Origin of the sequence: Burkholderia sp. 22313 (genome assembly GCF_052045245.1) — a bacterium.
In the GTDB taxonomy this organism is placed as follows: domain Bacteria; phylum Pseudomonadota; class Gammaproteobacteria; order Burkholderiales; family Burkholderiaceae; genus Burkholderia.
On the sequence record NZ_JBQEON010000026.1, the window covers coordinates 73,374 to 96,514 of the forward strand.

At 66.0% G+C, this 23,141-nt stretch carries 21 protein-coding genes and 1 pseudogene; 13 read left to right on the top strand and 9 right to left on the bottom strand.

Annotated features, from left to right (window positions below):
* Nucleotides 1-6: 6 nt before the first annotated feature.
* The 5 genes from doeB to ACTJKF_RS21240 all read right to left on the bottom strand — a co-directional run bounded on the left by doeB (nucleotide 7) and on the right by ACTJKF_RS21240 (nucleotide 5,769).
* Nucleotides 7-1,050 (bottom strand): N(2)-acetyl-L-2,4-diaminobutanoate deacetylase DoeB, encoded by a 1,044-nt coding sequence (gene doeB / locus ACTJKF_RS21220; protein WP_440625805.1) that lies wholly within the window; start codon nucleotides 1,048-1,050, stop codon nucleotides 7-9.
* A gap of 4 nt (nucleotides 1,051-1,054) precedes the next feature.
* Entirely contained in the window at nucleotides 1,055-2,263 is a 1,209-nt protein-coding gene (gene doeA, locus ACTJKF_RS21225; protein WP_440625807.1) for an ectoine hydrolase DoeA, read from the bottom strand.
* Nucleotides 2,264-2,273: 10 nt separating this feature from the next.
* A complete protein-coding gene (locus tag ACTJKF_RS21230; RefSeq protein ID WP_440625808.1) occupies nucleotides 2,274-3,278 on the bottom strand; it encodes a cyclodeaminase in 1,005 nt (334 codons plus the stop codon).
* Nucleotide 3,279: 1 nt separating this feature from the next.
* Nucleotides 3,280-4,251, bottom strand: a complete 972-nt coding sequence (gene eutB, locus ACTJKF_RS21235) for a hydroxyectoine utilization dehydratase EutB (RefSeq protein WP_440625809.1) — start codon at nucleotides 4,249-4,251, stop codon at nucleotides 3,280-3,282.
* A 105-nt stretch (nucleotides 4,252-4,356) separates the two neighbouring features.
* A complete protein-coding gene (locus ACTJKF_RS21240; RefSeq protein WP_440625810.1) occupies nucleotides 4,357-5,769 on the bottom strand; it encodes a PLP-dependent aminotransferase family protein in 1,413 nt (470 codons plus the stop codon).
* A 423-nt stretch (nucleotides 5,770-6,192) separates the two neighbouring features.
* Here ACTJKF_RS21240 and ACTJKF_RS21245 point away from each other — a divergent pair, with 423 nt between their 5' ends.
* The 8 genes and pseudogenes from ACTJKF_RS21245 to ACTJKF_RS21280 all read left to right on the top strand — a co-directional run bounded on the left by ACTJKF_RS21245 (nucleotide 6,193) and on the right by ACTJKF_RS21280 (nucleotide 12,848).
* Nucleotides 6,193-6,672, top strand: coding sequence for a MarR family winged helix-turn-helix transcriptional regulator (locus ACTJKF_RS21245; protein WP_440625811.1), 480 nt, complete (start codon nucleotides 6,193-6,195; stop codon nucleotides 6,670-6,672).
* Entirely contained in the window at nucleotides 6,669-8,825 is a 2,157-nt protein-coding gene (locus tag ACTJKF_RS21250) for an FUSC family protein (protein ID WP_440625813.1), read from the top strand. Before ACTJKF_RS21245 ends, ACTJKF_RS21250 begins: the two co-directional genes overlap by 4 nt.
* Before the next feature lie 34 nt (nucleotides 8,826-8,859).
* Nucleotides 8,860-9,072, top strand: a complete 213-nt coding sequence (locus tag ACTJKF_RS21255; protein WP_006755496.1) for a DUF1656 domain-containing protein — start codon at nucleotides 8,860-8,862, stop codon at nucleotides 9,070-9,072.
* A 2-nt stretch (nucleotides 9,073-9,074) separates the two neighbouring features.
* The gene (locus ACTJKF_RS21260) at nucleotides 9,075-10,058 is read left to right on the top strand and encodes an efflux RND transporter periplasmic adaptor subunit (protein ID WP_440625815.1); all 984 of its coding nucleotides are present in this window, start codon (nucleotides 9,075-9,077) and stop codon (nucleotides 10,056-10,058) included.
* Nucleotides 10,055-11,554: an efflux transporter outer membrane subunit gene (locus tag ACTJKF_RS21265; protein ID WP_440625816.1), complete on the top strand. Its 1,500-nt coding sequence runs from the start codon at nucleotides 10,055-10,057 to the stop codon at nucleotides 11,552-11,554. The genes ACTJKF_RS21260 and ACTJKF_RS21265 overlap by 4 nt, the downstream gene beginning before the upstream one ends.
* Before the next feature lie 182 nt (nucleotides 11,555-11,736).
* The gene (locus tag ACTJKF_RS21270) at nucleotides 11,737-12,162 is read left to right on the top strand and encodes a TOBE domain-containing protein (RefSeq protein ID WP_440625818.1); all 426 of its coding nucleotides are present in this window, start codon (nucleotides 11,737-11,739) and stop codon (nucleotides 12,160-12,162) included.
* A 102-nt stretch (nucleotides 12,163-12,264) separates the two neighbouring features.
* A pseudogene (locus ACTJKF_RS21275) lies at nucleotides 12,265-12,363 on the top strand (nitrogen fixation protein NifQ); the annotation flags it as partial.
* 119 nt (nucleotides 12,364-12,482) lie between these two features.
* Nucleotides 12,483-12,848, top strand: a complete 366-nt coding sequence (locus tag ACTJKF_RS21280) for a bleomycin resistance protein (protein ID WP_440625820.1) — start codon at nucleotides 12,483-12,485, stop codon at nucleotides 12,846-12,848.
* 122 nt (nucleotides 12,849-12,970) lie between these two features.
* Here the strand turns inward: ACTJKF_RS21280 and ACTJKF_RS21285 are convergent, their stop codons facing one another.
* The gene (locus ACTJKF_RS21285; RefSeq protein ID WP_440625822.1) at nucleotides 12,971-14,032 is read right to left on the bottom strand and encodes a DMT family transporter; all 1,062 of its coding nucleotides are present in this window, start codon (nucleotides 14,030-14,032) and stop codon (nucleotides 12,971-12,973) included.
* 760 nt (nucleotides 14,033-14,792) lie between these two features.
* Nucleotides 14,793-15,458 carry a ProQ/FinO family protein gene (locus tag ACTJKF_RS21290; RefSeq protein ID WP_440625856.1) on the bottom strand — a complete coding sequence of 222 codons (666 nt, stop codon included), beginning with the start codon at nucleotides 15,456-15,458 and terminating at the stop codon, nucleotides 14,793-14,795.
* A 671-nt stretch (nucleotides 15,459-16,129) separates the two neighbouring features.
* On the opposite strand from ACTJKF_RS21290, the gene ACTJKF_RS21295 reads away from it, so the two are divergent.
* On the top strand, nucleotides 16,130-16,714 hold the full coding sequence (locus ACTJKF_RS21295; protein WP_440625824.1) for a DUF2889 domain-containing protein: 585 nt from the start codon (nucleotides 16,130-16,132) through the stop codon (nucleotides 16,712-16,714).
* 233 nt (nucleotides 16,715-16,947) lie between these two features.
* On the opposite strand, the gene ACTJKF_RS21300 is transcribed toward ACTJKF_RS21295, so the two are convergent.
* Complete coding sequence (locus ACTJKF_RS21300; protein ID WP_440625826.1) at nucleotides 16,948-17,439, bottom strand: flavodoxin family protein; 492 nt, start codon at nucleotides 17,437-17,439, stop codon at nucleotides 16,948-16,950.
* A 208-nt stretch (nucleotides 17,440-17,647) separates the two neighbouring features.
* Nucleotides 17,648-18,301 (bottom strand): TetR/AcrR family transcriptional regulator, encoded by a 654-nt coding sequence (locus ACTJKF_RS21305; RefSeq protein ID WP_440625828.1) that lies wholly within the window; start codon nucleotides 18,299-18,301, stop codon nucleotides 17,648-17,650.
* A gap of 83 nt (nucleotides 18,302-18,384) precedes the next feature.
* Here ACTJKF_RS21305 and ACTJKF_RS21310 point away from each other — a divergent pair, with 83 nt between their 5' ends.
* The 4 genes from ACTJKF_RS21310 to ACTJKF_RS21325 all read left to right on the top strand — a co-directional run bounded on the left by ACTJKF_RS21310 (nucleotide 18,385) and on the right by ACTJKF_RS21325 (nucleotide 23,112).
* Complete coding sequence (locus ACTJKF_RS21310; protein ID WP_440625857.1) at nucleotides 18,385-19,509, top strand: MBL fold metallo-hydrolase; 1,125 nt, start codon at nucleotides 18,385-18,387, stop codon at nucleotides 19,507-19,509.
* Nucleotides 19,510-20,814: 1,305 nt separating this feature from the next.
* A complete protein-coding gene (locus ACTJKF_RS21315) occupies nucleotides 20,815-21,072 on the top strand; it encodes a hypothetical protein (protein ID WP_440625829.1) in 258 nt (85 codons plus the stop codon).
* 329 nt (nucleotides 21,073-21,401) lie between these two features.
* Nucleotides 21,402-22,097 (top strand): AAA family ATPase, encoded by a 696-nt coding sequence (locus tag ACTJKF_RS21320; RefSeq protein WP_440625831.1) that lies wholly within the window; start codon nucleotides 21,402-21,404, stop codon nucleotides 22,095-22,097.
* Nucleotides 22,090-23,112 (top strand): ParB/RepB/Spo0J family partition protein, encoded by a 1,023-nt coding sequence (locus tag ACTJKF_RS21325; RefSeq protein ID WP_440625833.1) that lies wholly within the window; start codon nucleotides 22,090-22,092, stop codon nucleotides 23,110-23,112. Before ACTJKF_RS21320 ends, ACTJKF_RS21325 begins: the two co-directional genes overlap by 8 nt.
* The last annotated feature ends 29 nt before the right edge of the window (nucleotides 23,113-23,141 follow it).

Consider the following 23,141-nt stretch of genomic DNA (forward strand, 5'->3'; position numbering starts at 1 on the left):
GCATCCTCATGCTGCCACCGGCATGTTGCGCTCGACGATGTCGGCGACCACCGCGATCGTGTCGCCGGCCTGCACGATGCCCGGGAAATGCCGGGCCGCGAGCAGCCCGCGCCGCCGCGCGACGTATTCGACCGGCGCGACGCCCGTGCGATCGATGTCGTGCACGCGCGCGAGCACGTCGCCGGCGTCGACCTCGCTGCCGAGATCGCGGCACATCTCCAGCAGCCCGCGATGCTCGCTCGTCGTGAAGCACGAGCCGTCCGGCATGTCGAGCAGCGTCGTCGTGCGCGGCGCGGTGCGTGCGCCGCCGCCATCGTCACGACCGTCGCCCTTCGCGAGCACGCCCGCATGCGCGAGGAACCCGCGCACGCCGCGCTCGGCGATTGCAACGCTCGCGGCCGTCGACGATCCGCCGCCGCCCAGCTCGGTCGACACGAACACCTTGCCGGCCGCCTCGGCCGCGGTGTCGAACAGCCCGACGCTATCGAGCTCCAGCATGCGCATCGAGTACGGTGCGCCGAATGCACGCATCGCGCGCTCGCAGCGGGCTTCCTGGTCGCGATCGTCCAGCACGTGGATCGCCGCGAACGGCACGAAGTCGAGCGTGCGGCCGCCCGCGTGAATGTCGAGCACGTGCGTCGCGAGCGGCAGCAGATGACGCTGGAAATAGTCGGCGATCTTCTCGGTGACGGTGCCGTCCGGCCGCCCCGGAAAACTCCGGTTCAGGTTGCCCGCGTCGATCGGCGACGTACGGCAACCGGCGCGGAATGCCGGGTAGTTCATGAACGGCACGACGATCACGCGGCCGGTCACGTCGGCCGCCTTCAGCGAACCGGCAAGCTTCGACAGCGCGACCGGCCCTTCGTATTCGTCGCCGTGGTTGCCGCCGGTCAGCAACACCGTCGGCCCGTCGCCGCGCTTCACGACGCTCACCGGAATCATGATCGCGCCCCACGCGGAATCGTCGCGCGAGTAAGGCAGCTTCAGAAAACCATGCTGTTCGCCGTCCGCGTCGAAGTCGACGGTCGGCGTGATCGGAGAAGCACGCATCGCCCTACTCCTTCACGAACAGCTTGCGCGGCGTGTTGCAGAACGTCTCGACGCCGGTTTCGGTGATCAGGATGCTTTCCGTGATCTCCAGCCCCCAGTCGTCGAGCCACAGCCCCGGCATGAAGTGGAACGTCATGCCGGGTTCGAGCACCGTGCGGTCGCCCGGGCGCAGGCTCATCGTGCGCTCGCCCCAGTCCGGCGGATAGCTCGCGCCGATCGGGTAGCCGCAGCGGCTGTCCTTCTCGATGCCCGCGCGGCGCAGGACCGCGAAGAACGCATTCGCGATGTCCTCGCACACGTTGCCGGGCTTCGCGGCCGCGAGCCCCGCCTCGATGCCCTCGACCACCGCGCGCTCGCCTTCGATGAAGTGCGCGGGCGGCTTGCCGAGATAGACGGTGCGCGACAGCGGGCAGTGATAGCGGCGGTAGCAGCCGGCGATCTCGAAGAACGTGCCGGCGCCGCGCGCGAACGACGTGTCGTCCCAGGTCAGGTGCGGCGCGGCCGCGTCGGCACCGGTCGGCAGCAACGGCACGATCGCCGGATAGTCGCCGCCGAAGCCGTCCGCGCCGCCGATCCCGGTCGCATAGATCTGCGCGACGAGGTCGCTCTTCCTCATGCCCGGCTCGATCGTGTCGACGATGTGCGCATGCATGCGCTCGACGATCCGCGCGGCGATCCGCATGTACTCGATTTCGCGCGGCGACTTCACCGCGCGCTGCCAGTTCACGAGCGCCGTCGCATCGACCCAGCGCGCGGCCGGCAGATGCTTCTGCAGCGACGCGTAAGCTGCCGCGCTGAAGTAGTAGTTGTCGAGCTCGACACCGATGCGCAGCGTGCGCCAGCCGCGCGCGGCGATCACTTCGGTCGACAGGTAGTCCATCGGATGACGGGCCGTCGACTGCACGTAGTGATCGGGATAGCCGACGATGTTGTCGTGCGCCATGAACACGGTGCGCTTCGCGCCGTTCGCGTCCTGGCCGCGGCCGTACCAGACGGGCTCGCCGTCCATCGGCAGCAGCACGCACTGGTGCACGTAGAACGACCAGCCGTCATAGCCGGTGAGCCAGGCCATGTTGGTCGGGTCGGTGACGATCAGCAGGTCGATGCCGGCCCGCTGCATCGCCGTGCGCGTCTTCGCGATGCGCGCAGCGTATTCGCTGCGCTCGAACGCGAGACGCGGCACGGTTTCGTGGGTTTCGATGACTGCGGACATCTGTCTCCTCTCAAGTCGTGAGGTCGTTGTGGAAAATCGTGCCCGCCGCTGCCGCGCGGGCGCGCCGCAGCGCGAGCACGGCAATGGCGGTGTCCTGCGCGCCGGTGCCGGTCAGGTCGCAGATCGTGATGTCGTCGCGATGCGTGCGGCCGTCGCGCTGCCCGGCGATCACCTCGCCGAGTTCGGGAAACACGGCGTCGGCCTCGACCGCACCGGCAGCAATCGCATGCGCGAGTTCGCCCGCCACGCGAGTCTGCTGCAGCCGGTCGCAGAAGTAGCGCGCCGCGCCGAACACGGACGGCGCGAGCTCGGTCTTGTAGTCGGCGTCGGCGCCCATTGCCGTGACGTGCAGCCCCGGATGCAGATCCTCCGCATGCACGAGCGGCGCGCGGCTCGGCGTGGTCGTGACCGCGATGTCCGCGTCGGCAAGTGCCGCATGCACCGAGCGCGCGACGATCGCATCGATCCCGTGCGCGGCCCGCACATCGGCCGCGAACCGCGCCGCGCGCCCGGCGTCGCGCGCCCAGACCGTCACATGCGTGATGTCGCGCACGAGCATCAGCGCGTCGAGCTGCAGCCGCGCCTGTTCTCCCGCGCCGACGATGGCCGCGCGGCGCGCATCGGCACGGGCGAGCCGGCGTGCGGCCACTGCACCGGCCGCTGCGGTGCGCACGGCCGTCAGGTAGCCGTTGTCGAGCAGCACGGCCTCGGTCAGCCCGGTGCGCGCGGATAGCACGAGCATCAGCCCGTTCAGGCTCGGCAGTCCGAGCGACGGGTTGTCGAAGAAGCCCGGGCTCACCTTGATCGCGAAGCTGTCGAAGCGCGGCAGGTACGCGGTCTTCACGTCGACTTCGCCGTGACGCGCCGGCAGCGCGAGATTGAGGATCGGCGGCATGACGACCGCATCGGTCGCGAGCGACGCGAACGCGGCTTCTACCTGGTCGATCGCGGCGAGATCGAGCGGAACCAGCGCACGCAATTGCGCCTGCCCGATCAGCGTGACGGGATAATTCATGTCAGTTCTCCGAAACGATCCGCCGATGCATGGCCATGTCGATGTTCGCGCCGCTCACGACCACGACGATCGGGCCGCCGCGATCGCGGCGCGCGATCCGTTCATCGAGCAGCGCGGCGATGCCGACCGCGCCCGCGCCTTCCACGACGAGGCGTTCGTCGCGATACGCATGTGCGATGCCGCGCGCGATCGACGGCTCGTCGAGCAGCACGACGTCGTCGGCGAGTGCACGCGTCATGTCGAACGTGTAGCGGTTGTCGAGGCCAATGCCGCCGCCGAGCGAATCGGCGAGCGTCGGCTGTTCGTCGACGTCGACCGGGCGCCCGGCCGCGAGGCTCGCATGCATCGCGGCGCCGCGCGTCATCGACACGCCGATCACTTCGATCGCCGGCCGGATCGCCTTCGCGGCGAAGGCAACACCGCTGAACAGCCCGCCGCCCGACAGCGGCACGACGAGCGTGGCCGCGTCGGGCAGCGCTTCGAGAATCTCGATGCCGATCGTCGCCTGCCCCGCGATGATCCGCGGATCGTCGAACGGCGGCACGTACGCATAGCCTTCGTCGCGCACGAGCCGCCGTGCCTCGGCCTGCGCATCATCCTGACTGTCGCCGGCGATCACGACGCACGCGCCGAGCGCGGCGACCGCATCGACCTTGTTGGCCGGCACGCGCGACGACATGCAGACCGCGGCGTCGATGCCGAACGTGCGCGCCGCGTGCGCGACCGCACGGCCGTGATTGCCGGTCGATGCGGTGACGACGCGCGTCACGCGCTGCGCGGCGAGTTCCGCGAGCGCGTGGGTAGCGCCGCGCAGCTTGAAGCTGCCGGTCGGCTGCAGCGTTTCGAGTTTCAGATGGACGGGTGCACCGGTGCGCGCGGACAGCGCGGCGGATGCGACGAGCGGCGTGACACACGCATGCCCGGCGATGCGTCGGCGCGCGCGGTAAACGTCGGACAGCGACAGGAAGGACATGGAACACACGCCTCATTGATGTGGTGCGATCCAGTCTAATGTTCCAAATTGCGCTTTCGAATGTCCTGATACATTGTGCGTCGCGAACGCGACGCCGATGGCGATTCAGTGAAAATCGTGCACGTGCGGATACTGCTCGAACACGCCCGCGATCGTCTCGAGCGCGGCGTTGCATGCGGCATCCGTCGTCTCCGCGCCGATGCACACGCGCACCGCGTTCGGCCGCTCGGTCCCGCCGACGAGAAACGGATCGGGCGACGTCACCGCGATCTTGCGGGTCCGCAACTCGCGCACGAGCCGGTCGGCCTGCCAGTAGTCGGGCACGCGCAACCACGCCGAAAGCGCGTTCGGATGCGCACCGAGCACGTAAGGGCCAAGCGCGGCCTTCACCATCTCCTGGCGCGCCGCGAGCCGCTGCCGCTGCAGTTCGACGAGCCGTCGCGCGGTGCCGTCGGCGATCCAGCGCGTCGCGATCTCCGCGATCGGCGACGTCGCCATCCAGCTGCTCACGCGCAGCACGCTCTCCACCCGCAGCGCGAGCCGTCTCGGCATCGCGAGATAACCGGTGCGCAATCCCGTCAGCACGGATTTCGTCATGCTCGTGCAGTAGAAGCCGAGCTCCGGAATCAGGCTCGCGATCGGCGTGGCCGTCTTCGCGGGCAGCGGGCCGTACACGTCGTCCTCGATCACGTACACGCCATAGCGCGATGCGATGCGCGCAATCGACTTGCGGCGCGAATCGGACATCATCGATACCGTCGGATTATTGAGGGTCGGCGTGCAGACGAGCGCGCTGATCTTCTCGCCGTCGCACATTTCCTCGAAGTGTTCCGGACGGATCCCGTGCTCGTCCATCTCGAGCCCTTTCAGCGTAAACCCGAGCACGTTCGCGGAGCCGATCACGCCATGGTCGGTCAGGCTCTCGCACAGCACGGTGTCGCCCGGCCCGACGATCGAGGCAAGCGCAAGGAAGATGCCGTGCGCGGCACCATTCGTGATCAGCAGCGACTCGGGATGAACCGGCAGGTTCAGCGAGGCGAGCCAGGCGGCGCCGGCCTCGCGATGCGCATCGAGCCCGGCGATCGGCCGGAACGAGCGGATCCACGGCTGATCGTCGGCGACGGCCAGCGCCGCACAGACGGATCGCCACGCGGCGTCGTGCTCCGGCGTATGCACGATCCGCGCGATCGAAAAGTCCACCAGTTCGCGCTCGGCCGTATCGAGCATGTAGTTCGACATCGATTCGGTCACACGCGCGGCGACGAAGCTGCCGCGACCGACTTCGCAGCGGATCAGGCCCTGTCTTTCGAGTTCCTTGTACGCGTTGGTGACGGTCTGCACGCTGACGCCGAGGCTCGACGCGACGTCGCGCTGCGGCGCGAGCCGCGCGCCCGGAGCGAGCGCGCCGCTTTCGATGTCGGCGGCGATTGCCTTCACGAGCCGCTTGTATTTCGACTCGATGCCGTGCACCGCGCCGATCGCGTCGTGCCAGCGCGCCGATACCTCGGTCCGTCCCATCTCGATGTCTCCGTCGTTGCTTTCGCATGGTCGCTCAGAAAGACACCCGGAAATTATTGTCCTAGTGCAATCGCGTGCGTAAGCAGGACGATGCGGCGCGCATGACGCGCTACATTCATTCGGCGTGGCCGATGTGCGCCCGTCCAAAGTCGGCACCGCGTCGATTCTTGCAACGACCCTACACTTCTGGCCCCGACACCTCGCACACGGATCGGCCAACCGCCCACGGCGATTTCCATCGTCCCGACCCGACCGTATTGTCCGATCCGATCCGCCGCGCGTTCACAACCTTACAGCTTGACCGGCCCCGCACCCGCCGCCTAAATTGCTCGTTGAAGGTCGGCGCCCCGGCGTGCACAGTGACACCCGGGTAACAAAATCCGATAGTTTGCTATCGAATGTTTTTACCCTATCATCTCGCCCATGACCCATCTGCACGACCTTCGCCTCGCCGTCAGCAGCCTGCTCGTGCTCACCGCCCGCAAATGGCGGCGCACGAGCGATGCGGTGCTGACCGCGTACAACGTATCCGAAGCCTGCGCGACACCGCTGCTGATCGCCGGCCGCCTCGGCGAAGGCGTGCGCCAGGGTACGCTCGCCGAGCACGTCGGCATCGAGGGGCCGTCGCTGGTGCGCCTGCTCGACCAGCTGTGTGCGGCCGGCCTCGCACGCCGCGACGAGGATCCGCACGATCGCCGCGCGAAAACGATCTCGCTGACGGCCGCCGGCCGCGCGGTCACCGCGAAGATGGAAGAAGACCTGCGCGTGCTGCGCGCCAGGGTGCTCAAGGGCGTCACGCGCGCCGATCTCGAGGCGACACTGCGCGTGCTGAACGCGTTCAACGCGGCCGATGTCCCGCATCCGGCGTCGCGTTCGTCCCACCCCGCCGATTCCGCATCATGACCTACCCGAGCCTTCGCGACTGGCTGTTCTCGGGCAAGACGTTCGCCGCGTCGATGCTGGCGCTGTACCTCGGCCTGTATTTCCAGCTGCCGCGTCCGTACTGGGCGATGGCGAGCGTCTATATCGTGTCGAACCCGTTCGTCGGCGCGACGCGCTCGAAGGCGCTGTATCGCGCGCTCGGCACCGCGCTCGGCGCCGCCGCGGCGATCCTCTTCGTGCCGCCGTTCGTCGAAACGCCGTTCCTGTTCAGCATCATCGTCGCGACCTGGTGCGGCACCCTGCTCTATCTCGCGATCTCCGACCGCACCGCGCGCAGCTACGTGTTCATGCTCGCCGGCTATACGATGCCACTGGTCGCGCTGCCCACCGTCACCGATCCGTCAACGATCTTCGACGTCGCGATCGCACGGACCGAGGAAATCGTGCTCGGCATCGTGTGCGCGAGCGTGGTCGGCAGCGCCGTGTTCCCGAACCGGCTCGCGCCGACGCTGATCGAGCGCACCGACGCATGGTTCAGGGATGCCGCGTTCTACGGCCGCGAGACGCTGTCCGGCCACCTCGCGGGCAAGGCGCTGTCCGCATGCCGGCAACGCCTCGCCGCGACCATCACCGGCCTCGAATTCCTGCTGAGCCAGCTGAGCTACGACCACGCGCACCCGCGCGTGCTCGCGCGCGCGCAGGCGCTCGCGGGCCGGATGCAGTTGTTCCTGCCGCTGATGTCGGCGCTCGCCGATCCGCTGATCGCGCTGATACGCGACCTGCACGTGCGCCCGCCGGCGCTCGACGCGCTGCTCGCCGACACCGCGAAGTGGTTCGACGCGCCGCTGCCGGCCGTGACGGCCGGCAGCGACGGCGCGATGACCGACGACCCCGTCGCGGACAACCTGCGCGCGCGCATCGCGTCGCTGCAACCGCCCGACAGCGCGCTGACGAGCTGGGACGGCGCGCTGCTGTCGAACGCGCTGTGGCGGCTGCACCAGGTCATCGACATCTGGCAGGACTGCCGCGCGCTGCGCGCGCTGATCGCGAACGAGTCGGGCGTTTGGCAGCCGCGTTACCGGCACTGGCGGCTCGGCGGCACCGAGCGCTTCTTCGATCGCGGGATGATGCTGTTCTCGACGTTGACCGTCGTCGGCGCGATCGTGTTCGCGTGCTGGCTGTGGATCCAGTCCGGCTGGCACGACGGCGCCGGCGCCGTCACGCTCGTCGCGGTCGCGTGCAGTTTCTTCGCGGCACTCGACGAGCCCGCGCCGCTGGTGTTCAAGTTCTTCCTGGCCACCACCGCGAGCGTCGTGTTCGCGGGGCTGTACCTGTTCGTCGTGCTGCCGCACGTGCACGACTTTCCGATGCTCGTGCTGATGTTCGCCGGCCCGTTCATCCTGATCGGCACGCTGCTGCCGCGCCCGCAGTTCAACATGGTGACGATGCTCGTCGCGGTGAACACCGCGACCTTCGTCAGCATCCAGAGCGCGTATGAAGCCGATTTCTTCGTGTTCCTGAACAGCAATCTCGCGGGCGTCGCCGGGTTGTTGTTCGCGTACGTGTGGACGCGCGCAACGCGGCCGTTCGGCGCCGAACTCGCGGTACGGCGCCTGCTGCGCTCCGGCTGGGAGGATGTCGCACGTTCCGCGTCGACGCAGCCGCTCGACGATCAGCGCAACCATGCATCGCGGATGCTCGACCGCGTCACGCAGCTGCTGCCGCGCCTCGGCGCGTCGGACGACCACCGTCATCCGTCGATCGAGAGCTTCCGCGACCTGCGCATCGCGCTGAACGCACTCGACCTGCGCCGCACGCGCCGCAAGCTGTCAGGCGACGTGCCCGACGCGATCGATCGCGTGCTGGCCGGTGTCACCGATCACTACACGCGCTGCGCGGCCGCGAACGCGCGCCAGCCCGCGCCGCCGGCGCTGCTCGCGTCGATCGACGACGCGCTGCAGCGCGTGGCCGGCCGCAATCTGCCCGGCGCTTCAGCGGCACCGTCACCGGCGGACGACGGCACGACGCCGGCCGCTCCTGCCGCGCCGGCCACGCCCGCGACGCACCGCCGGCTGCGCGACACGCTGCACGCGCTCGTCGGCCTGCGGCTGTCGCTGTACCCGGCCGCGTCCGCGCAACCGCCGCAAGCCGCACCGGACGGAGCACGCGCATGACCCCGCTTTCCAACCTGTCTTTCCGACCGCGACCATGATCGGCGAAATCGACATCTTCGGCGTATTCGTGCCGGCTCCGCTCGTGCTGATGCTGATCGCCTACCTGATCAACATCGTCGTGCGCGCGCTGCTCGAGCGCGTCGGCTTTTACCGCCTCGTCTGGCACCGTTCGATCTTCGACCTCGGCATCTACGTGTTCGTGTTTGCCGCCGTCGTCATCGTCTCTCACCATCTCGTGGCTAGCTAACCGTGAAAAAAACCTGGCTCTCGGCAGGGCAGATCCTGCTCACCCTGATCGTCGTCGTCGTGGCCGCCCTCGTGCTGTGGCGGATCGTCAACTACTACATGTTCTCGCCGTGGACGCGCGACGGGCACGTGCGCGCCGACGTGATCCAGGTCGCACCCGACGTGTCGGGGCTCATCACCGCGGTGCAGGTCGCCGACAACCAGGAGGTCAAGCGCGGCCAGGTGCTGTTCGTGATCGACCAGGCCCGCTACACGCTCGCGGAACGGCTGGCCGAAGCGACGCTCGCGCAACGCCGCGCGACACTCGCCCAGGCGAAGCGCGAATACGCGCGCAACCTGCAGCTCGGCAACCTGGTCGCCAGCGAACAGGTCGAGGAAAGCCGCACGCGGGTCGAACAGGGCGAAGCCGCCGTCGCCGATGCGCAGGTGTCGCTCGACACCGCGAAGCTGAACCTGCAGCGCACGACGATCGTGAGCCCCGTCGACGGCTACCTGAACGACCGCGCGCCGCGCGTCGGCGAATACGTGCCGGCCGGTCGCGCGGTGCTGTCGGTCGTCGACCGCAATTCGTTCCGTGTCGACGGCTACTTCGAGGAAACCAAGCTGCGCGGCATTCATATCGGCCAGCCGGTCGACATCGTCGTGATGGGCGAGCCGCATCCGCTGCGCGGCCACGTGCAGAGCATCGTCGCCGCGATCGAGGATCGCGATCGCACGCAGGGCGCGAACCTGCTGCCGAACGTGAACCCGGCCTTCAGCTGGGTGCGGCTCGCGCAGCGCGTGCCGGTGCGCGTCGTGCTCGACGAGGTGCCCGACGACTTCCGGATGATCGCCGGACGCACCGCGACCGTCGCGATGCGCACCGACACGCGCCGCGACGACAAGACGAAGCCGGCCGCCGGTGCGTCCGCGGCAATCGTGCCAGCCTCGTCGGCGGCGACGGCATCGGCACCCGCGGCCGTCAGCGCCACGGGAGCGTCGCAATGAAGCGGCACGGCCTGCGCCTCGCGGCGGCACTTGCGCCGCTCGCACTCGCACTCGGCGCGTGCAAGTCCGTTGGCCCCGACTACACGCTGCCCCAGCAGGCGTATGTGAACTCACCGCTCGCGAACCATGCGCTCGACGACGCGAACGGCACGCTCGTGTCGCGCGGCGCGGTGCCCGGCAACTGGTGGCAGCTGTACGACGATCCGGTGCTCGACGAACTCGTGCGCGGCGCGCTGAAATCGAACACCGACCTGCGCGTCGCCGCGGCCAATCTCGCGCGTTCGCGCGCGGCGCTGGAAGTGGCGAACGAGCAGGGCGGCTTCTCCGGCAGCGCGGAAGCGGCCGTGCAACGTGCGCAGGAATCGGCCGAGCAATATCTGCTCGAGAACAAGCTGCCGGTCGTGAACGAAGGCACGGTCGGCATCAGCGTGTCGTATGAACTCGACCTGTTCGGCAAGTTGCGGCGTGGCGTCGAAGCCGCGCGCGCGGACAGCGAAGCCGTACAGGCGGCCGCCGACCTCGCGCGCATCACCGTCGTCGCCGATGTAGTGCGCGCGTACGTCGAATCGTGCTCCGCGGGCGACGAGCTCGCGATCGCGAGGCAGTCGCTCGCGCTGCAGCAGCAGCGTGTCAGGCTGTCGCAACGGCTGCGCGACGCCGGGCGCGGCAACCAGACCGACGTGACGCGCGGCGTCACCCAGGTGCGCACGCTCTCCGCCGACATCCCGCGTTTCGAAGGCCGCCGCAAGATCGCGCAATACCAGCTCGCCGCGCTGCTGGCGCGGTCGCCGGCCGACCTGCCGAAGGCGGTTGCCGAATGCGAGCGCCTGCCGAAGCTGCGCCAGCCGATTCCGATCGGCGACGGCGCCGCGCTGCTGCGCCGCCGCCCCGACGTTCGCGAAGCCGAGCGTCAGCTCGCCGCCTCGACCGCGCGGATCGGTGTCGCAACCGCGGCGCTGTACCCGTCGATCAGCATCGGTGCGTCGGCCGGTTCGGTCGGCGTCGCTGCCGACCTGTTCTCATCCAACACGAATCGCTGGTCGTTCGGACCCCTGATCAGCTGGTCGTTCCCGGTCAACGGCCAGCGTGCGCGCGTGCGCGAGGCCGAAGCCGCGACCGGTGGCGCGCTCGCGCATTTCGACGGCGTCGTGCTGAATGCGCTGCGCGAAACGCAGTCGAGCCTCGCGACGTATGCAGCCGACGTGCAGCGCACCGACGCGCTGCGCACGGCCTACGAATCGGCGCGCAGTTCCGCGGATGAAACGCACCGGCTCTATCAGGCCGGTCGCGAGTCGTTCATCTCCGATCTCGATGCGACGCGCACGCTGACCAGCGTGCATGCGCAGGTCGCCGCGGCCGAAGGGCAAGTCGCCGCCGACCAGGTGAAGCTGTTCCTCGCGCTCGGTGGCGGATGGGAAGGCAGTGGGGCGCCCGCGGCATCGCAGCAAACGTCGACGGCCGACGCACCGGCCGCTGCATCGGCTGCAGTCAAATAGGCGCACGCGGGGCGGCCACGCGCATACGACACGCCTGCTGTCTCGCACCATCGTGCGCGGTCTCGCATGCCCGGTATGCCAACGCCGGCGTCGCGCTGCACCTGCGTTGCCGGTACACTCGTCCGTGGTTTCCGTCGTTCGCTCGCTGCCCGTCGGGCGGCCCCTTTTCCCGGAGAGTCATCATGCGAACCAGTGCCCGTAATCAATTCGCCGGCCAGGTCGGCACCGTCAAACCCGGTGCCGTCAACGACGAAATCACGCTGCGCACCCAAGACGGCCTCGACATCGTCGCCGTGATCACGCACGGCAGCGCCGCATCGCTCGGCCTCGCGGCCGGCACGAAGGCGTTCGCACTCGTCAAGGCATCGTCGGTGATCGTGATGGTCGACGTCGACAGCAGCAAGGTGTCGGCGCGCAACTGCGTCGCAGGCACCGTGTCGTCGATCGCGAAAGGCGCGGTCAATTCCGAAGTCGTGATCAAGGCGGCCGGCGGCGCCGAGATCGTCGCGATCGTCACCAACGACAGCGTCGATCGTCTCGGCCTCGCGAGCGGCAAGGCCGCGTCCGCGATCTTCAAGGCGTCGAGCGTGATCATCGGCGTCGAGTAAGCATCCGGTCGATTGCAATGACACCCCATCGTTCGCCGCGCCCGCACGCGGCGCGCCACGCTCGATCGGCGCCGGCGGGACAGCGCGCACGATGACGTCCGCGCTCGGGAAGTCGCCGTCTCGCTCGGCCTGCCGCCGGGCCCCGCCCGCGGATGTCCGGGCTGCGAGGATTTCGGGTTCTGCTTTCCGCGGGAACGATAGTCACGGCGACAGCCGGTGCGGCTTGCCTGTGCCCATCGTTTGACCAACGCATGCGCGACATGCGTCCGCGCCCGTTTCCGCGGATTCGTTCGATCGCATCGCCCCTCGAAGAAGCCGCCTTGACCGACCTCGCCGGCCCCAATCTGCCGTCGCGCGATTTCGAAGCCACGGCGCTTTTCTACGCGAAGCTCGGTTTCATCGAAACCTGGCGCGACGACGGCTGGATGATCCTGGGACGCGGCGACCGGCTGCCGGAGTCCTTTCCGCACCCCGGTCTCGATCCGGCCACGAGCGGGTTCAGCCGCTGTTTCCGGCGCGCCGACGTCGGCGCGTTTTTCGATGCCGTGCGCGCGGCCGGCATTCCGGAGCAAACGACCGGCTGGCCGCGCGCGCATCAGCCGAAACGCGAGGCACGGGGCGGCCTCGTCGGCGCGCTGGTCGACCCGAACGGCGCATTGATTCGGTTGATTCAGACGGAAGACTGAAGCCGTTGCCGGCTGCCGGAAGCGCCGAGCCGATAGCCGGGGCGCGCTCGAAACGACGCACCATAAACGGTTACCTTGCGATGCGCATTGCGCAGGCGATGCCGCCTCGATTCGCGGTGCGTTCAGTGTCGATGGCGGTGGTGAATGTCCGGGAAATGCGCGTGACTGTGCGTGATCGGCAGATGCACGTGCGGATGCGTGTGCGGCTCATCGCCGTCGTACGGAAAGTCGTGCGTGTGCTGATGATGTTCATCGTGCCGATGCCGGTGCGTATGCTCGAGCCGCTCATGCGCGTGCTCGTGTTCGTGCCGTTCGCGCACATGCAGCCAGATGCCGAGCGCCATCAGCGCGGCCGCGATCCAGAACGTGACGGACGGCAGCGCCGGCCAGATCAGCAACGACAACACGACGCCGAACAGCGGCGCCACGGAAAAATAGGCGCCCGTGCGCGCGCTGCCCAGATGACGCAGCGCGACGACGAACAACACGAGGCTGACTCCGTAACCGCCGAGGCCGGTCAGCATCGCCGCGGCCGTGACCGGGACGGCGGGCAGCGCCGCGCCGGTCGCGAGCGCGATGCCGATGTTCACCGGCCCGGCAACGAGGCCTTTCACGCACGCGATGACCATCGCATCGCTCGCGGCGACCTTGCGGGTAAGGTTGTTGTCGATGGCCCAGCACAGGCATGCACCGGCGATCAGCAGCGCACCGACCGGCACACCCGCGCGCCCCGGCACCCACGACAGCAGCGTGCCGCCGGCGACGATCGCAACCATGCCGAGAAACACCTGCAGATCCACGTTCTCGCGGAACACGACCCACGCGATGACGGCCGTCAGTACGCCTTCGAGATTGAGCAGCAGCGCGCTCGTCGCGGCCGGCGTGCTCGACAGCCCCAGCATCAGCAGCGCCGGGCCCGCGACGCCGCCGGCCGCGATCGCGCCGGCGAGCCACGGCAGATCCGCGCGTTGCATCGGCGCGGCATCCTCGGCCGGCGCGCGGCGATTGCGCAGTCCGCGCGACAGGATCCCGATACCGAGGCCGATACCGCTGCCGAGATAGAACAGGCCGGCGACCATGAACGGCGACATCGTACCGATCAGGGCCTTGGCGAGCGGGGTCGCCGCGCCGAACAACGCGGCGGCGGCAAGTGCGACGAGAATCGCGGAATGTCTCGGGTTCATGATGCGGTCTTTGCGCAGGGCTCGGGGTGTTGGGCTTCCGGAATCGGCAAACTTCGCGCGATGCCGTCGCGCGCAGGTTGGCCGGCTCCTTTCAGGATTGAGGATTGAGGATCGTGGGCCGAGTCGCGTCGGCTTTCAGCGACCTGTCGCGTGATACGTTGCCGGCATGGTCGGCCCGGTCATTCCGACTGCGGAGATTATCGCGTTTGTGTTACGGCTCGCCAACTGATGTGCTGGCACGCGCCGATCTCGCGGCTGCGGCTGCGGCTGCGGCTGCACTTCGTACCTGGCAACGGCGCTCGCGAAACATACAGGCGTGCGTGTGAATCGGGCGTTTCATCCGCAACCCTGCCACATTAGGAAAACGAATTATTTCGATTGAGCGAAAGCGGAGGTGCATCGGCGTACAAGATCGATGTCGGTTGCATCCGACGTCTGCCGTCTGCCGTCCGCCGTCTGCCCGGAATGCGACGCCCGTCCGCGAACGGTTCGCCGGCGGGATGGCACCTGTTCGATATTCCGTTGCCATGCTCGCTCGACCCGAGCGATGCATGGCACATGCCGTGTGCGCCGACGCGCGTTCCTCGTCGGATCGATTCGGCAGTTCGAGGCGGATTGGAGGGTGACTGACTGGCGGTGTCGCCGACAAAGGCAGTCCCGACCTGCCCCGAGCGGGGACAGGCCGGTCTGTCATCTGATGCGCTGCGTGCACAGGGCAGGCAGGCCGTCGCCGCGCGATCGCGCGGCGACGCATCGCGTGTTACTCGCTTGCGGCCGTTTGCTGTTCGGCCTGCGGTGCGGCGTCGGCCGGTGCTTCCGCGTTCGCCGGCTGCGGCGCGGCGGCTTCAGCCTGGGCTTCCGCCTTCGGCTGCTGCGGGGCTCCCTTGGCTGCTTGCGCGCCGCCCTTGTTGCCCGGACGGCGCGACTTCAGCCGGCGCGCACGCGCCGCGTCGTCGTGCGTCACGCGCCCGGCTTCGTTACCTTGCAGATCGACCCGCACCGCGTCTTCGACGAGACACGACCAGTAACGATTGCCGCGGCACCACGTGGACATCGCCTCGCGCAGCTCGGCTTCGCTCAGGCCGACGGCCTGCGCCTCGCGAGCGAGGTCGTCCCAGATACCGACCTTCAGCGGCACCTTCGGGGCCGGATTCTTCGGGAACGCGAGCGGGAACCGGCGCTGCAGCTTGCCGATCGCGACGATGACCGGATCGACAGGCGCCGACGGCTTCGCCGAAGCCGGCTTGGTATGGGCGCCCGACGGCGCCTTGCCCCCGGTACCCGATTTGGCCCCACGAGCGGGCCGGTCGCCGGACTTCGGCTTCGCGCCGGCGTCCGGTTGCGTAGCCGGTCGCTTCGCGTTGCGCTCCTGCTTGGCCTTGGCTGCGAGCTGCGCCCGCAATTCGGCAAGTTGTTCAAAACCCATAAATTCAATCCACCAGGAATATAAGGTGTGGTTCGTGCAGCCATTCCGCACGTCGGTGTTTCGCCGCATCGCCTGCGGCTTGCCGCCACCGATGCGAACCTTGCGGGGCCGCATCGCCACCATCACTGTTTCAGGCACCCGGCCACGATGCCGGACAAAGGCAGGAGTGGAAGTATACCGGTACGCGCGGCAGTCGGTTGACTCACCGGTTCGCATTTGACGGATCCGGTGAGCAGGCAATGCGTCCGCGCGGTCGTGCTGCGCATTATGGCGGCGTTTTCGGATGGCATCGACACACGCGTTACGTAGTGTCGCTTTCCGTACGTTCGGGCTTCCGTGCGGCAGGTCGTGCAATGCTGCGGCTATTCCACAGTACGGAAGGGGCAGCGACGGGACGGGTAAAGAAGACACCGGCCTTTGCGGATTTGCCCGGTCGGCAAGCGCGTGCCTTCGCACATAATCCGCGCGGCGCGGCCGAGCGGGCGTGGATCACCGCCGGTGCCCTATTAGTTGCGGCCGCATCGATCGTCGATCGTACGCCGGCACCGGAAAGTGCGTAGTATGGCCGGAGCGACAGCGTCGGCCGCCTGTCGTGGCCGGTTTCGCTACGTGCCGCCTGGCCGACGGCGTCGTTGCTGAATGCAACAAGACCCGGTTGTACGGAGCGACCTATGCATCCCCGACACGACTTCCCGCACGACGGCATGACGCGCGAAGAGATTCACCATCGGCAGATCGACATGCGCGGCTATCGGCGCAGCGACGGCCTGTTCGAAGTCACGGCCTGTCTCGCGGACCGCAAGACGAGCGATTTCACCCCGCCGGGCGGCACGCGCACGGTCGCGGCGCTGGCCCCGATTCACGATCTCGGCGTGACGCTGGTCTTCGATGCCGACATGATCGTGCGCGCGGTATCCACGTTCATCAGGTCGCATCCTTATGCGCAATGTCCGGGCGGCGGCGATACGCTGCAGGCGCTCGTCGGGCTGCGCATCGGTGCTGGCTGGAACGGCGAGGTTCGCAAGCGCCTGCCATCCTGCGACACGTGCACCCATCTGAAGGAAATTCTCGGTCCGGTCGCGACCACGGCCTATCAGACGATGGTCGGCATACGCCCGTCGTCGCTGAATACCCGCGACGGCGACGGAAAGCCGCTCAAGATCGACAGCTGTCATGCGTATGGTGCTTCGCGCGACCTCGTGAAAAGCCTGTGGCCCGAATATCATCAGCCACCGGTGTCGGGAAAGGGTGACTAGGGCGTCGAGATGCGATCGGCGGCGGTGCGTGTGGTGCGTGTGGTGCGTGTGGTGCGTGTGGTGCGTGTGGTGCGTGTGGTGCGTGCGGTGCACAGAAAGGTGGCGCTTGCGAAGTGCGCGTTGCCTGGCGCTTGAATTTACGGCAACCGGGCGCCGCATGGCTGGTGTCGCACTCCGATTCCTGCGTGCGGATGCGGCGGCGCTTCGCGCCGGCTCGATCGCAGATGAGCAGATCAGAACACGCCGAGCGCAAGCCCCGCGGCGAGCCCTGCGCCGATCTCCGCGCAGCGTGCGAGATCCTCGCTGCCGAGCGTCTTCGGCGCAAGAATGCGCTCCGGCGTCTGCGCATGGGTGCAGACGATCAGGCCTGGCGCCACATTCCTGAGCCGCCAGCCGGTCGCGATCCGGTCGATCTGGCGCAGCGCGTTCTGTCCGTCGCTGCCCGCGCAGATCATCGCTGCGTACGGGCGACCGTTCACGCGATCGAGCGCCGCGTAGTAGCAGCGATCGAAAAAATCCTTCATCAGCCCGGACATCGCGGCGAGATTTTCCGGCGTCGCGAACAGGTAGGCATCGGCGGCAAGCACGTCGTCCGCGCTCGTCGCGTCCGCACGCTGCAATCTGACGTCGACGCCGGGTTGCTCGCGTGCAGCATCCGCCGCCGCTTCGGCCATCTGCTGCGTGCCTCCGGTCATCGTGTGATAGACGATCAGCAGCGTCTTCATCGGTGTTCGCTCGCGTTGGGTTTCGTTTGACTTCGTTGGGTTTCGCATGCGCCGACGGTACGCATCGGTGCGGGTCAGACGGATTGCGTCGACCGATGTGCCCGGCTCTGCATTCGCCCGTTGTCGACGGGTCGGTTCTTGCCATTTCTTCAAGGTTCCGAGTAACGCACACGAGCCCGCTCCGCGTCGCGCTTCGCACGATGCGCCATCACCCCTGTTCGGCACCCGACGCAGTCGCATGATTCGGGCGCGCGTAGTACGCGAGAAACATGTCGGCGGCCGCTTCCGCGACCTTCTGCTGCTCCTGCACACCGAGCGGCGGCTGGCCCATCGTCACTTGCGGCCAGAACGCGAACGCTTTCACGATGCCATGCAGTTGATGCGCGGCGAATACGGGATCGGTCGCCGACAGACGGCCAGCCGCCGCCGCGGCGCGAATCCAGACCGTCACGTCTTCCTCGCGCTCGCCCATGCGTTCGACCATGTCACGCGCACGCTCCGGCGAGTGGATGGCCGCGCCGATCGCGACACGTGCGAGCGCGAGAAATGCTTCGTCGTTCAGCAACCGCAATTTGCGGTCCAGCAGCGCGAGCAGTTGGTCGCGCAGCGGCACGCTGGCGCAATAGGCCGGCGCGCCGGCGGTAAGCGTCGCATCCCACAGCTGATGCAGGATCGCGGCGAACAATGCTTCCTTGCCCGGGAAGTGGTTGTAGACGGTGCGCTTCGACACATCCGCGCGCGCGGCGATGCGATCCATGCTGGTCGCGTCGTAGCCGGCCGCGAGAAATTCCTCGATCGCCGCGGCGAGAATGGCCGCGCGCTTTCGATCGGTCAGGCGCTGTGGGGAAGTGCTCGTATCCATACAAAAATTTTACACCGCCGAGTTTACTTTTCCCAGGGATAAACTACACTGCGCGGTGTACTTTCAATTCCGGACACATCGACATGGCTTCGCCGCTCGTCTTTCTTCATCGTGTATTGGGTTTCGCCGCCGCAAGGCGTGGTCGCACGCTGTCCGGCGAGTCGCCGCAGCACAACGGCGAGCGCTTCAGCAATGTCGCGCCGCGGCCGGTCGAAGGTTTCGGCAAGACGCTCGGCATTGCGTGGAACATGCTCGTCAACAAGCCGCGCAACACGGTTCCGACAGGTATATTGCCCATCGATTCACTCACTCGCGAACAACTCGACGCGGCCGCCGATCGGAGCCTGTATCGGCTCGGACATTCGACGCTGCTGTTGAAACTGCGCGGCGAATTCTGGCTGACCGATCCCGTATTTGCCGAACGTGCATCGCCGTTCCGGCACATCGGACCCAAGCGCTTCCATGCACCGCCGATCGCGCTCGAGGATCTTCCACCGTTGCGCGGCGTGATCCTGTCGCATGATCATTACGATCACCTCGATCGTGACACGGTGCTCGCACTTGCGGCCACCACGGGCGTATTCGTCACCACCCTCGGCGTTGGTGACCGCCTGATCGACTGGGGGATCGACGCGAAGAAGGTTCGGCAGCTTGACTGGTGGCAGAGCATCGATATCGATGGCCTGACGCTCACCGCGACACCGGCCCAGCATTTTTCGGGACGTAGCCTGTTCGACGGCAACAGCACGCTGTGGGCGTCATGGGTCATCGTCGACGACGATTTGCGCGTGTTCTTCAGCGGCGACACCGGATATTTCGACGGCTTCCGGACCATCGGCGAGCGTCTCGGGCCGTTCGACGTGACGCTGATCGAAACCGGAGCATACGACCCGCAATGGCCCTATGTGCACATGCAGCCGGAAGAAACGGTGCAGGCTCACATCGACTTGCGCGGCCGCACGTTGATGCCGATTCATAACGGCACGTTCGACCTTGCAATGCATCGTTGGCAAGAGCCGTTCGAGCGCGTCACCGCATTGGCAATGGTACGTGGCATCGAGCTGTCGACGCCCAGGATGGGCGAGCGACTCGATCTGAATCAGCCGCAGCGCGGCGAGCGGTGGTGGCGAACGGTCGACGAATCCGTGAAAACGCCCGCAACGAAGGCGCGCTGGTGGCAGCCGTGCGCATCGCAGCCCACAAAGTAAGTTGGCGGACCTCCGCGATTTCTTGCCGGAAGCGTCAGGGCGATGGTGGGCCAGGTTGCCTCCATCGTGCGATGGACTGCGGCCGATGCTTCGGGTGACGACCAACGATGACGATCGACCGGCCCGGAAGCCGACATTCAGTGCCCGTCAAGATACAAACGGTTAGTCCAACGATCGTAATGCGCTTGGCATCCTCGGGCCAGATTCCATGGATTTCCCGATCCGGACACGCTGCGACAGGCACAGGCTGTACCGGACGATCCCCGTCCATCGAGAGCATCGCCTTTCGTCCAATGCCGTCTTCGGCACCCTGTAGACTCAAAGTCGACAGGCGCCCGCTTCACTTTCTCCCAACATCCGGAAATTCGCAATCCAGGGCGCCAGCGTTGCGCGTTGTCACGTGACAACTGGCGACGAAGTGACGCGGAATCCATTGGATTTTCCGTCGATCGGGTTGGCACGATGAATCCAATCGCAATCGTAACGATCCGCCCATTTTCCGTGCTCACTCAAAAACGTACCAATTACTACATAATACGTTCTATATGATACGAATTTGGGCCAAGCATCGTTATTCCACGCCGATCCTCCATTCGAGATTCATGCGCCCCCATTTTGCCAGCCTCTCTCTCGCATTTCGCGTGAAACAACATGAAGAATGGGGCGCAACCCATTGCCAGACAAGGGTTTACGAAGACGTCCCTTTTTTCGAATATGTTTCACGGCCGTGCATATTCTGGTCGACACATAGCTTCGAGAACCCGAATTCGCGCCGATCGCCATAGCGTCGCATGTGCAAGCAAAGAATGTCGACATCCACGCCCATCTAGTCACTCACCACGCAAGAGAACACCGAGTATCAATCTACCCTCCCCCGCCATCGCTATGACAACGGGCCGGCCGACTTGTCCTATTTATTAGGGTCATATCAAGTGTCCTCAGACCGAGCCTGGATGCTGCGTTGAAGTTGAACACGCTCCGCCGTTCTGTTGTTCCAAGAGAAGGCCCAGGCCGGCCCAAATATTCCGCGGCCTGCACATTCCAGATCTGCGCACATATCCTTTCCCGGTGCCCGTCAACGTGTCGCATCGTTATGAGATTTCCCGACCGCTCAAGAGGCCACTGCGGTTGTCACGTGACAACCGCTCAACGCGAGCCGCATGCCAATCGAAGTCTTGACTCGATTGACCTTCACCATCCGGCATATCGCGCGAATTTCATCGCATTAGGTGTCTCGACAGTGGGCCCTTGAGGGCGTCGAGACCGGCAGTTACCGTCCAGCCTGATACTGATGTGGATTGTCACGTGACAACCGATTCCGAGCAGTCGCAGTCGCAGTCGCAGTCGCAGTCGCAGTCGCAGTCGCAGTCGCACCTGCACCTGCACCTGCACCTGCACCTGCACCTGCACCTGCACCTGCACCTGCACCAGTCGTCATATTCGAACGCAGATCGCCATCTTGAAGACGGCGGCATCACCGACATCGCGGTTGAATATCAAATTCGAACGTTCCCACGGACGCGTAATAGTGGGCCTCATCCAACATATCGACTTGTCACGTGACAACCGCTGAATTCGACTTCAATTGGGCCTCGAAGCCGTCATCAAATTGCGCAAGCACGTCCAAATCGATAGCGAATCCACGTCCAGGATCAGAGCTGTAAGTTCATGACGCGAAAGCAGCCAGAGTCGATCAGAGCGTCCCACTCGAATGAAATTGCCATCATATTTTATTTATCACTCGACTTAAGATACGAATAACTTGCTAGCCGTTTGGCCTGCTTGTCACGTGACAACAACATCCTCCGTAATTTCATCTTTTCATCGAATGCTTTTTCTGGACTTTTCAACAACAACTGCATATATTACGCAAAACTCCTTGGAGGAATTTAATGGCTTTCAAGATCGCCGTCAGCAATCAAAAAGGTGGTACGGGAAAGACGACCATCTCGGTCAATATCGCGGCGGCCTTTGAGGCAGGCGGCAACAAGGTCGCCTTGATCGATGCCGACCCTCAAGGCACTTCGGTCAGGTGGGTCACGAGTGGAGAAAACACGCTCCCGATGACGGTCCTGTCACTCGCCCCTGCGGGCCGCGGTATCGGCGGCGAGATCAGGAAGCAGGATGCGAATTTCGATGTGATCGTCGTCGACTGTCCCGGCAACCTCGAAGACCCTCGCATCGCGTCCGTGCTAGAAGTCGCCGATTTCTGCCTCGTGCCGTTGTCGCCGTCGCCGGCCGACTTGTACAGCACGGTTGCGATGATTCGCATGATCGAGTCGATGCGTGCCGTTCGTAACCCGAATCTTTCTTCTGCGCTGATGCTGAATAGTGTCAATGGAAAAACTAAAATGCGTGAAGAAATTTTAAAAATTCTAAGGGCAGAAGAAATAGGGGAGCATCTGCTCGACAGCCAGATCGCCCAGCGCGAGGTCTACCGGCAGACGTTCGCCCTCGGCACCACGATCCATCATCACAATCGATACCTGAAGGGGCTGAAGGAGGCCCGCGCGGAAATCGAGAGACTGGTCACCGAAATGGCCCAATACATCGCGTCGACGCGCGCAACCGGAGCCGCTCATGGCTAAGGACACATCGAAAGAGAAGAAGCCGACCGGCAACCTGCATCTTGCGGCCGGCTTGCTGCGCGGGCTCGCGCAGGAAAACGCGGCGCTCGAAACGCGCCTGCCCGAGCCGACACCTGCATCGAATCCTGCCGCCGAAGCGTCAGCCCCCATCGCGGCCACGCCTACCGACGCGCTCGATCTCGGCGCGCCGCAAAAGGTCGCCGTCAAGGACTGCATCCCGAACCCGTTCAACCCGCGCGTGTTCTATTCGGAGTCGAGCCTGCACGAGCTCGCGCTGACGCTGAAGCGGGAAGGGCAGATCGAGCCGATCAAGGTCACGCGGCTCCCGGATTTCCCCGGCAAGCTCGTCGTCATCGACGGGCAACGCCGCTTGCGCGCGACGAGCATCAACGGCGACGAGACGATCACCGCGACGTTCCGCACGGACCATACGCCCGAGCAGCTCTATACGATCGCGTATCGCGCCAACCACGACCACGAACGCCAGACGATCTTCGACGATGCCGTCGCGTGGAAACGTCTTCTCGACGAAAAGGTCTTCCCCGACCAGAACACGCTCGCGGAGAAGATCGGCAAGGACAAGGCATCGATCAGCAAGACGCTGTCGCTCAACGCACTGCCGAACACGCTGCTCGAACGGATGGCCAACGCGAACGACGTGGTCGGACTGCAGGCAGCCTATTTCCTGAAGCTGATTTTCGAGCGCCTGGGTGAACCGGCCGCCGATCGTCTGCTCACGGCCGTCATCGACCGGAAAAAGTCGGTGCGCGACCTCGAGAATTTCCTGCGAGCGCAGAGCGACGGCAACAAGAAGACGGGACGCACGCGCTACAGCGTTCGCCACGATTTCGCGCTCGAATCGCGCGCGGTGGGTCAGTTGAAAACCTATCCGGACGGGCGTCTGGATCTGCAACTGAAGGGCGTGGACGCCGCTCATCAGGAAGCGCTCGCCGATCAACTCAAGACGGTGATCGACGCCTACGTCGCGGAGCTGGCGACAGCCGCGCAAAAGTAAGCACCAAAAGCAAAGGCCTCGCAACCGGA

Excerpts from the sequence above, each read along its gene's own strand:
- doeB (WP_440625805.1), bottom strand. The coding sequence starts at position 1,050 with ATGCGTGCTTCTCCGATCACGCCGACCGTCGACTTCGACGCGGACGGC.
- doeA (WP_440625807.1), bottom strand. The coding sequence starts at position 2,263 with ATGTCCGCAGTCATCGAAACCCACGAAACCGTGCCGCGTCTCGCGTTC.
- ACTJKF_RS21230 (WP_440625808.1), bottom strand. The coding sequence starts at position 3,278 with ATGAATTATCCCGTCACGCTGATCGGGCAGGCGCAATTGCGTGCGCTG.
- eutB (WP_440625809.1), bottom strand. The coding sequence starts at position 4,251 with ATGTCCTTCCTGTCGCTGTCCGACGTTTACCGCGCGCGCCGACGCATC.
- ACTJKF_RS21240 (WP_440625810.1), bottom strand. The coding sequence starts at position 5,769 with ATGGGACGGACCGAGGTATCGGCGCGCTGGCACGACGCGATCGGCGCG.
- ACTJKF_RS21245 (WP_440625811.1), top strand. The coding sequence starts at position 6,193 with ATGACCCATCTGCACGACCTTCGCCTCGCCGTCAGCAGCCTGCTCGTG.
- ACTJKF_RS21250 (WP_440625813.1), top strand. The coding sequence starts at position 6,669 with ATGACCTACCCGAGCCTTCGCGACTGGCTGTTCTCGGGCAAGACGTTC.
- ACTJKF_RS21255 (WP_006755496.1), top strand. The coding sequence starts at position 8,860 with ATGATCGGCGAAATCGACATCTTCGGCGTATTCGTGCCGGCTCCGCTC.
- ACTJKF_RS21265 (WP_440625816.1), top strand. The coding sequence starts at position 10,055 with ATGAAGCGGCACGGCCTGCGCCTCGCGGCGGCACTTGCGCCGCTCGCA.
- ACTJKF_RS21270 (WP_440625818.1), top strand. The coding sequence starts at position 11,737 with ATGCGAACCAGTGCCCGTAATCAATTCGCCGGCCAGGTCGGCACCGTC.
- ACTJKF_RS21285 (WP_440625822.1), bottom strand. The coding sequence starts at position 14,032 with ATGAACCCGAGACATTCCGCGATTCTCGTCGCACTTGCCGCCGCCGCG.
- ACTJKF_RS21290 (WP_440625856.1), bottom strand. The coding sequence starts at position 15,458 with ATGGGTTTTGAACAACTTGCCGAATTGCGGGCGCAGCTCGCAGCCAAG.
- ACTJKF_RS21295 (WP_440625824.1), top strand. The coding sequence starts at position 16,130 with ATGCATCCCCGACACGACTTCCCGCACGACGGCATGACGCGCGAAGAG.
- ACTJKF_RS21300 (WP_440625826.1), bottom strand. The coding sequence starts at position 17,439 with ATGAAGACGCTGCTGATCGTCTATCACACGATGACCGGAGGCACGCAG.
- ACTJKF_RS21305 (WP_440625828.1), bottom strand. The coding sequence starts at position 18,301 with ATGGATACGAGCACTTCCCCACAGCGCCTGACCGATCGAAAGCGCGCG.
- ACTJKF_RS21310 (WP_440625857.1), top strand. The coding sequence starts at position 18,385 with ATGGCTTCGCCGCTCGTCTTTCTTCATCGTGTATTGGGTTTCGCCGCC.
- ACTJKF_RS21320 (WP_440625831.1), top strand. The coding sequence starts at position 21,402 with ATGGCTTTCAAGATCGCCGTCAGCAATCAAAAAGGTGGTACGGGAAAG.
- ACTJKF_RS21325 (WP_440625833.1), top strand. The coding sequence starts at position 22,090 with ATGGCTAAGGACACATCGAAAGAGAAGAAGCCGACCGGCAACCTGCAT.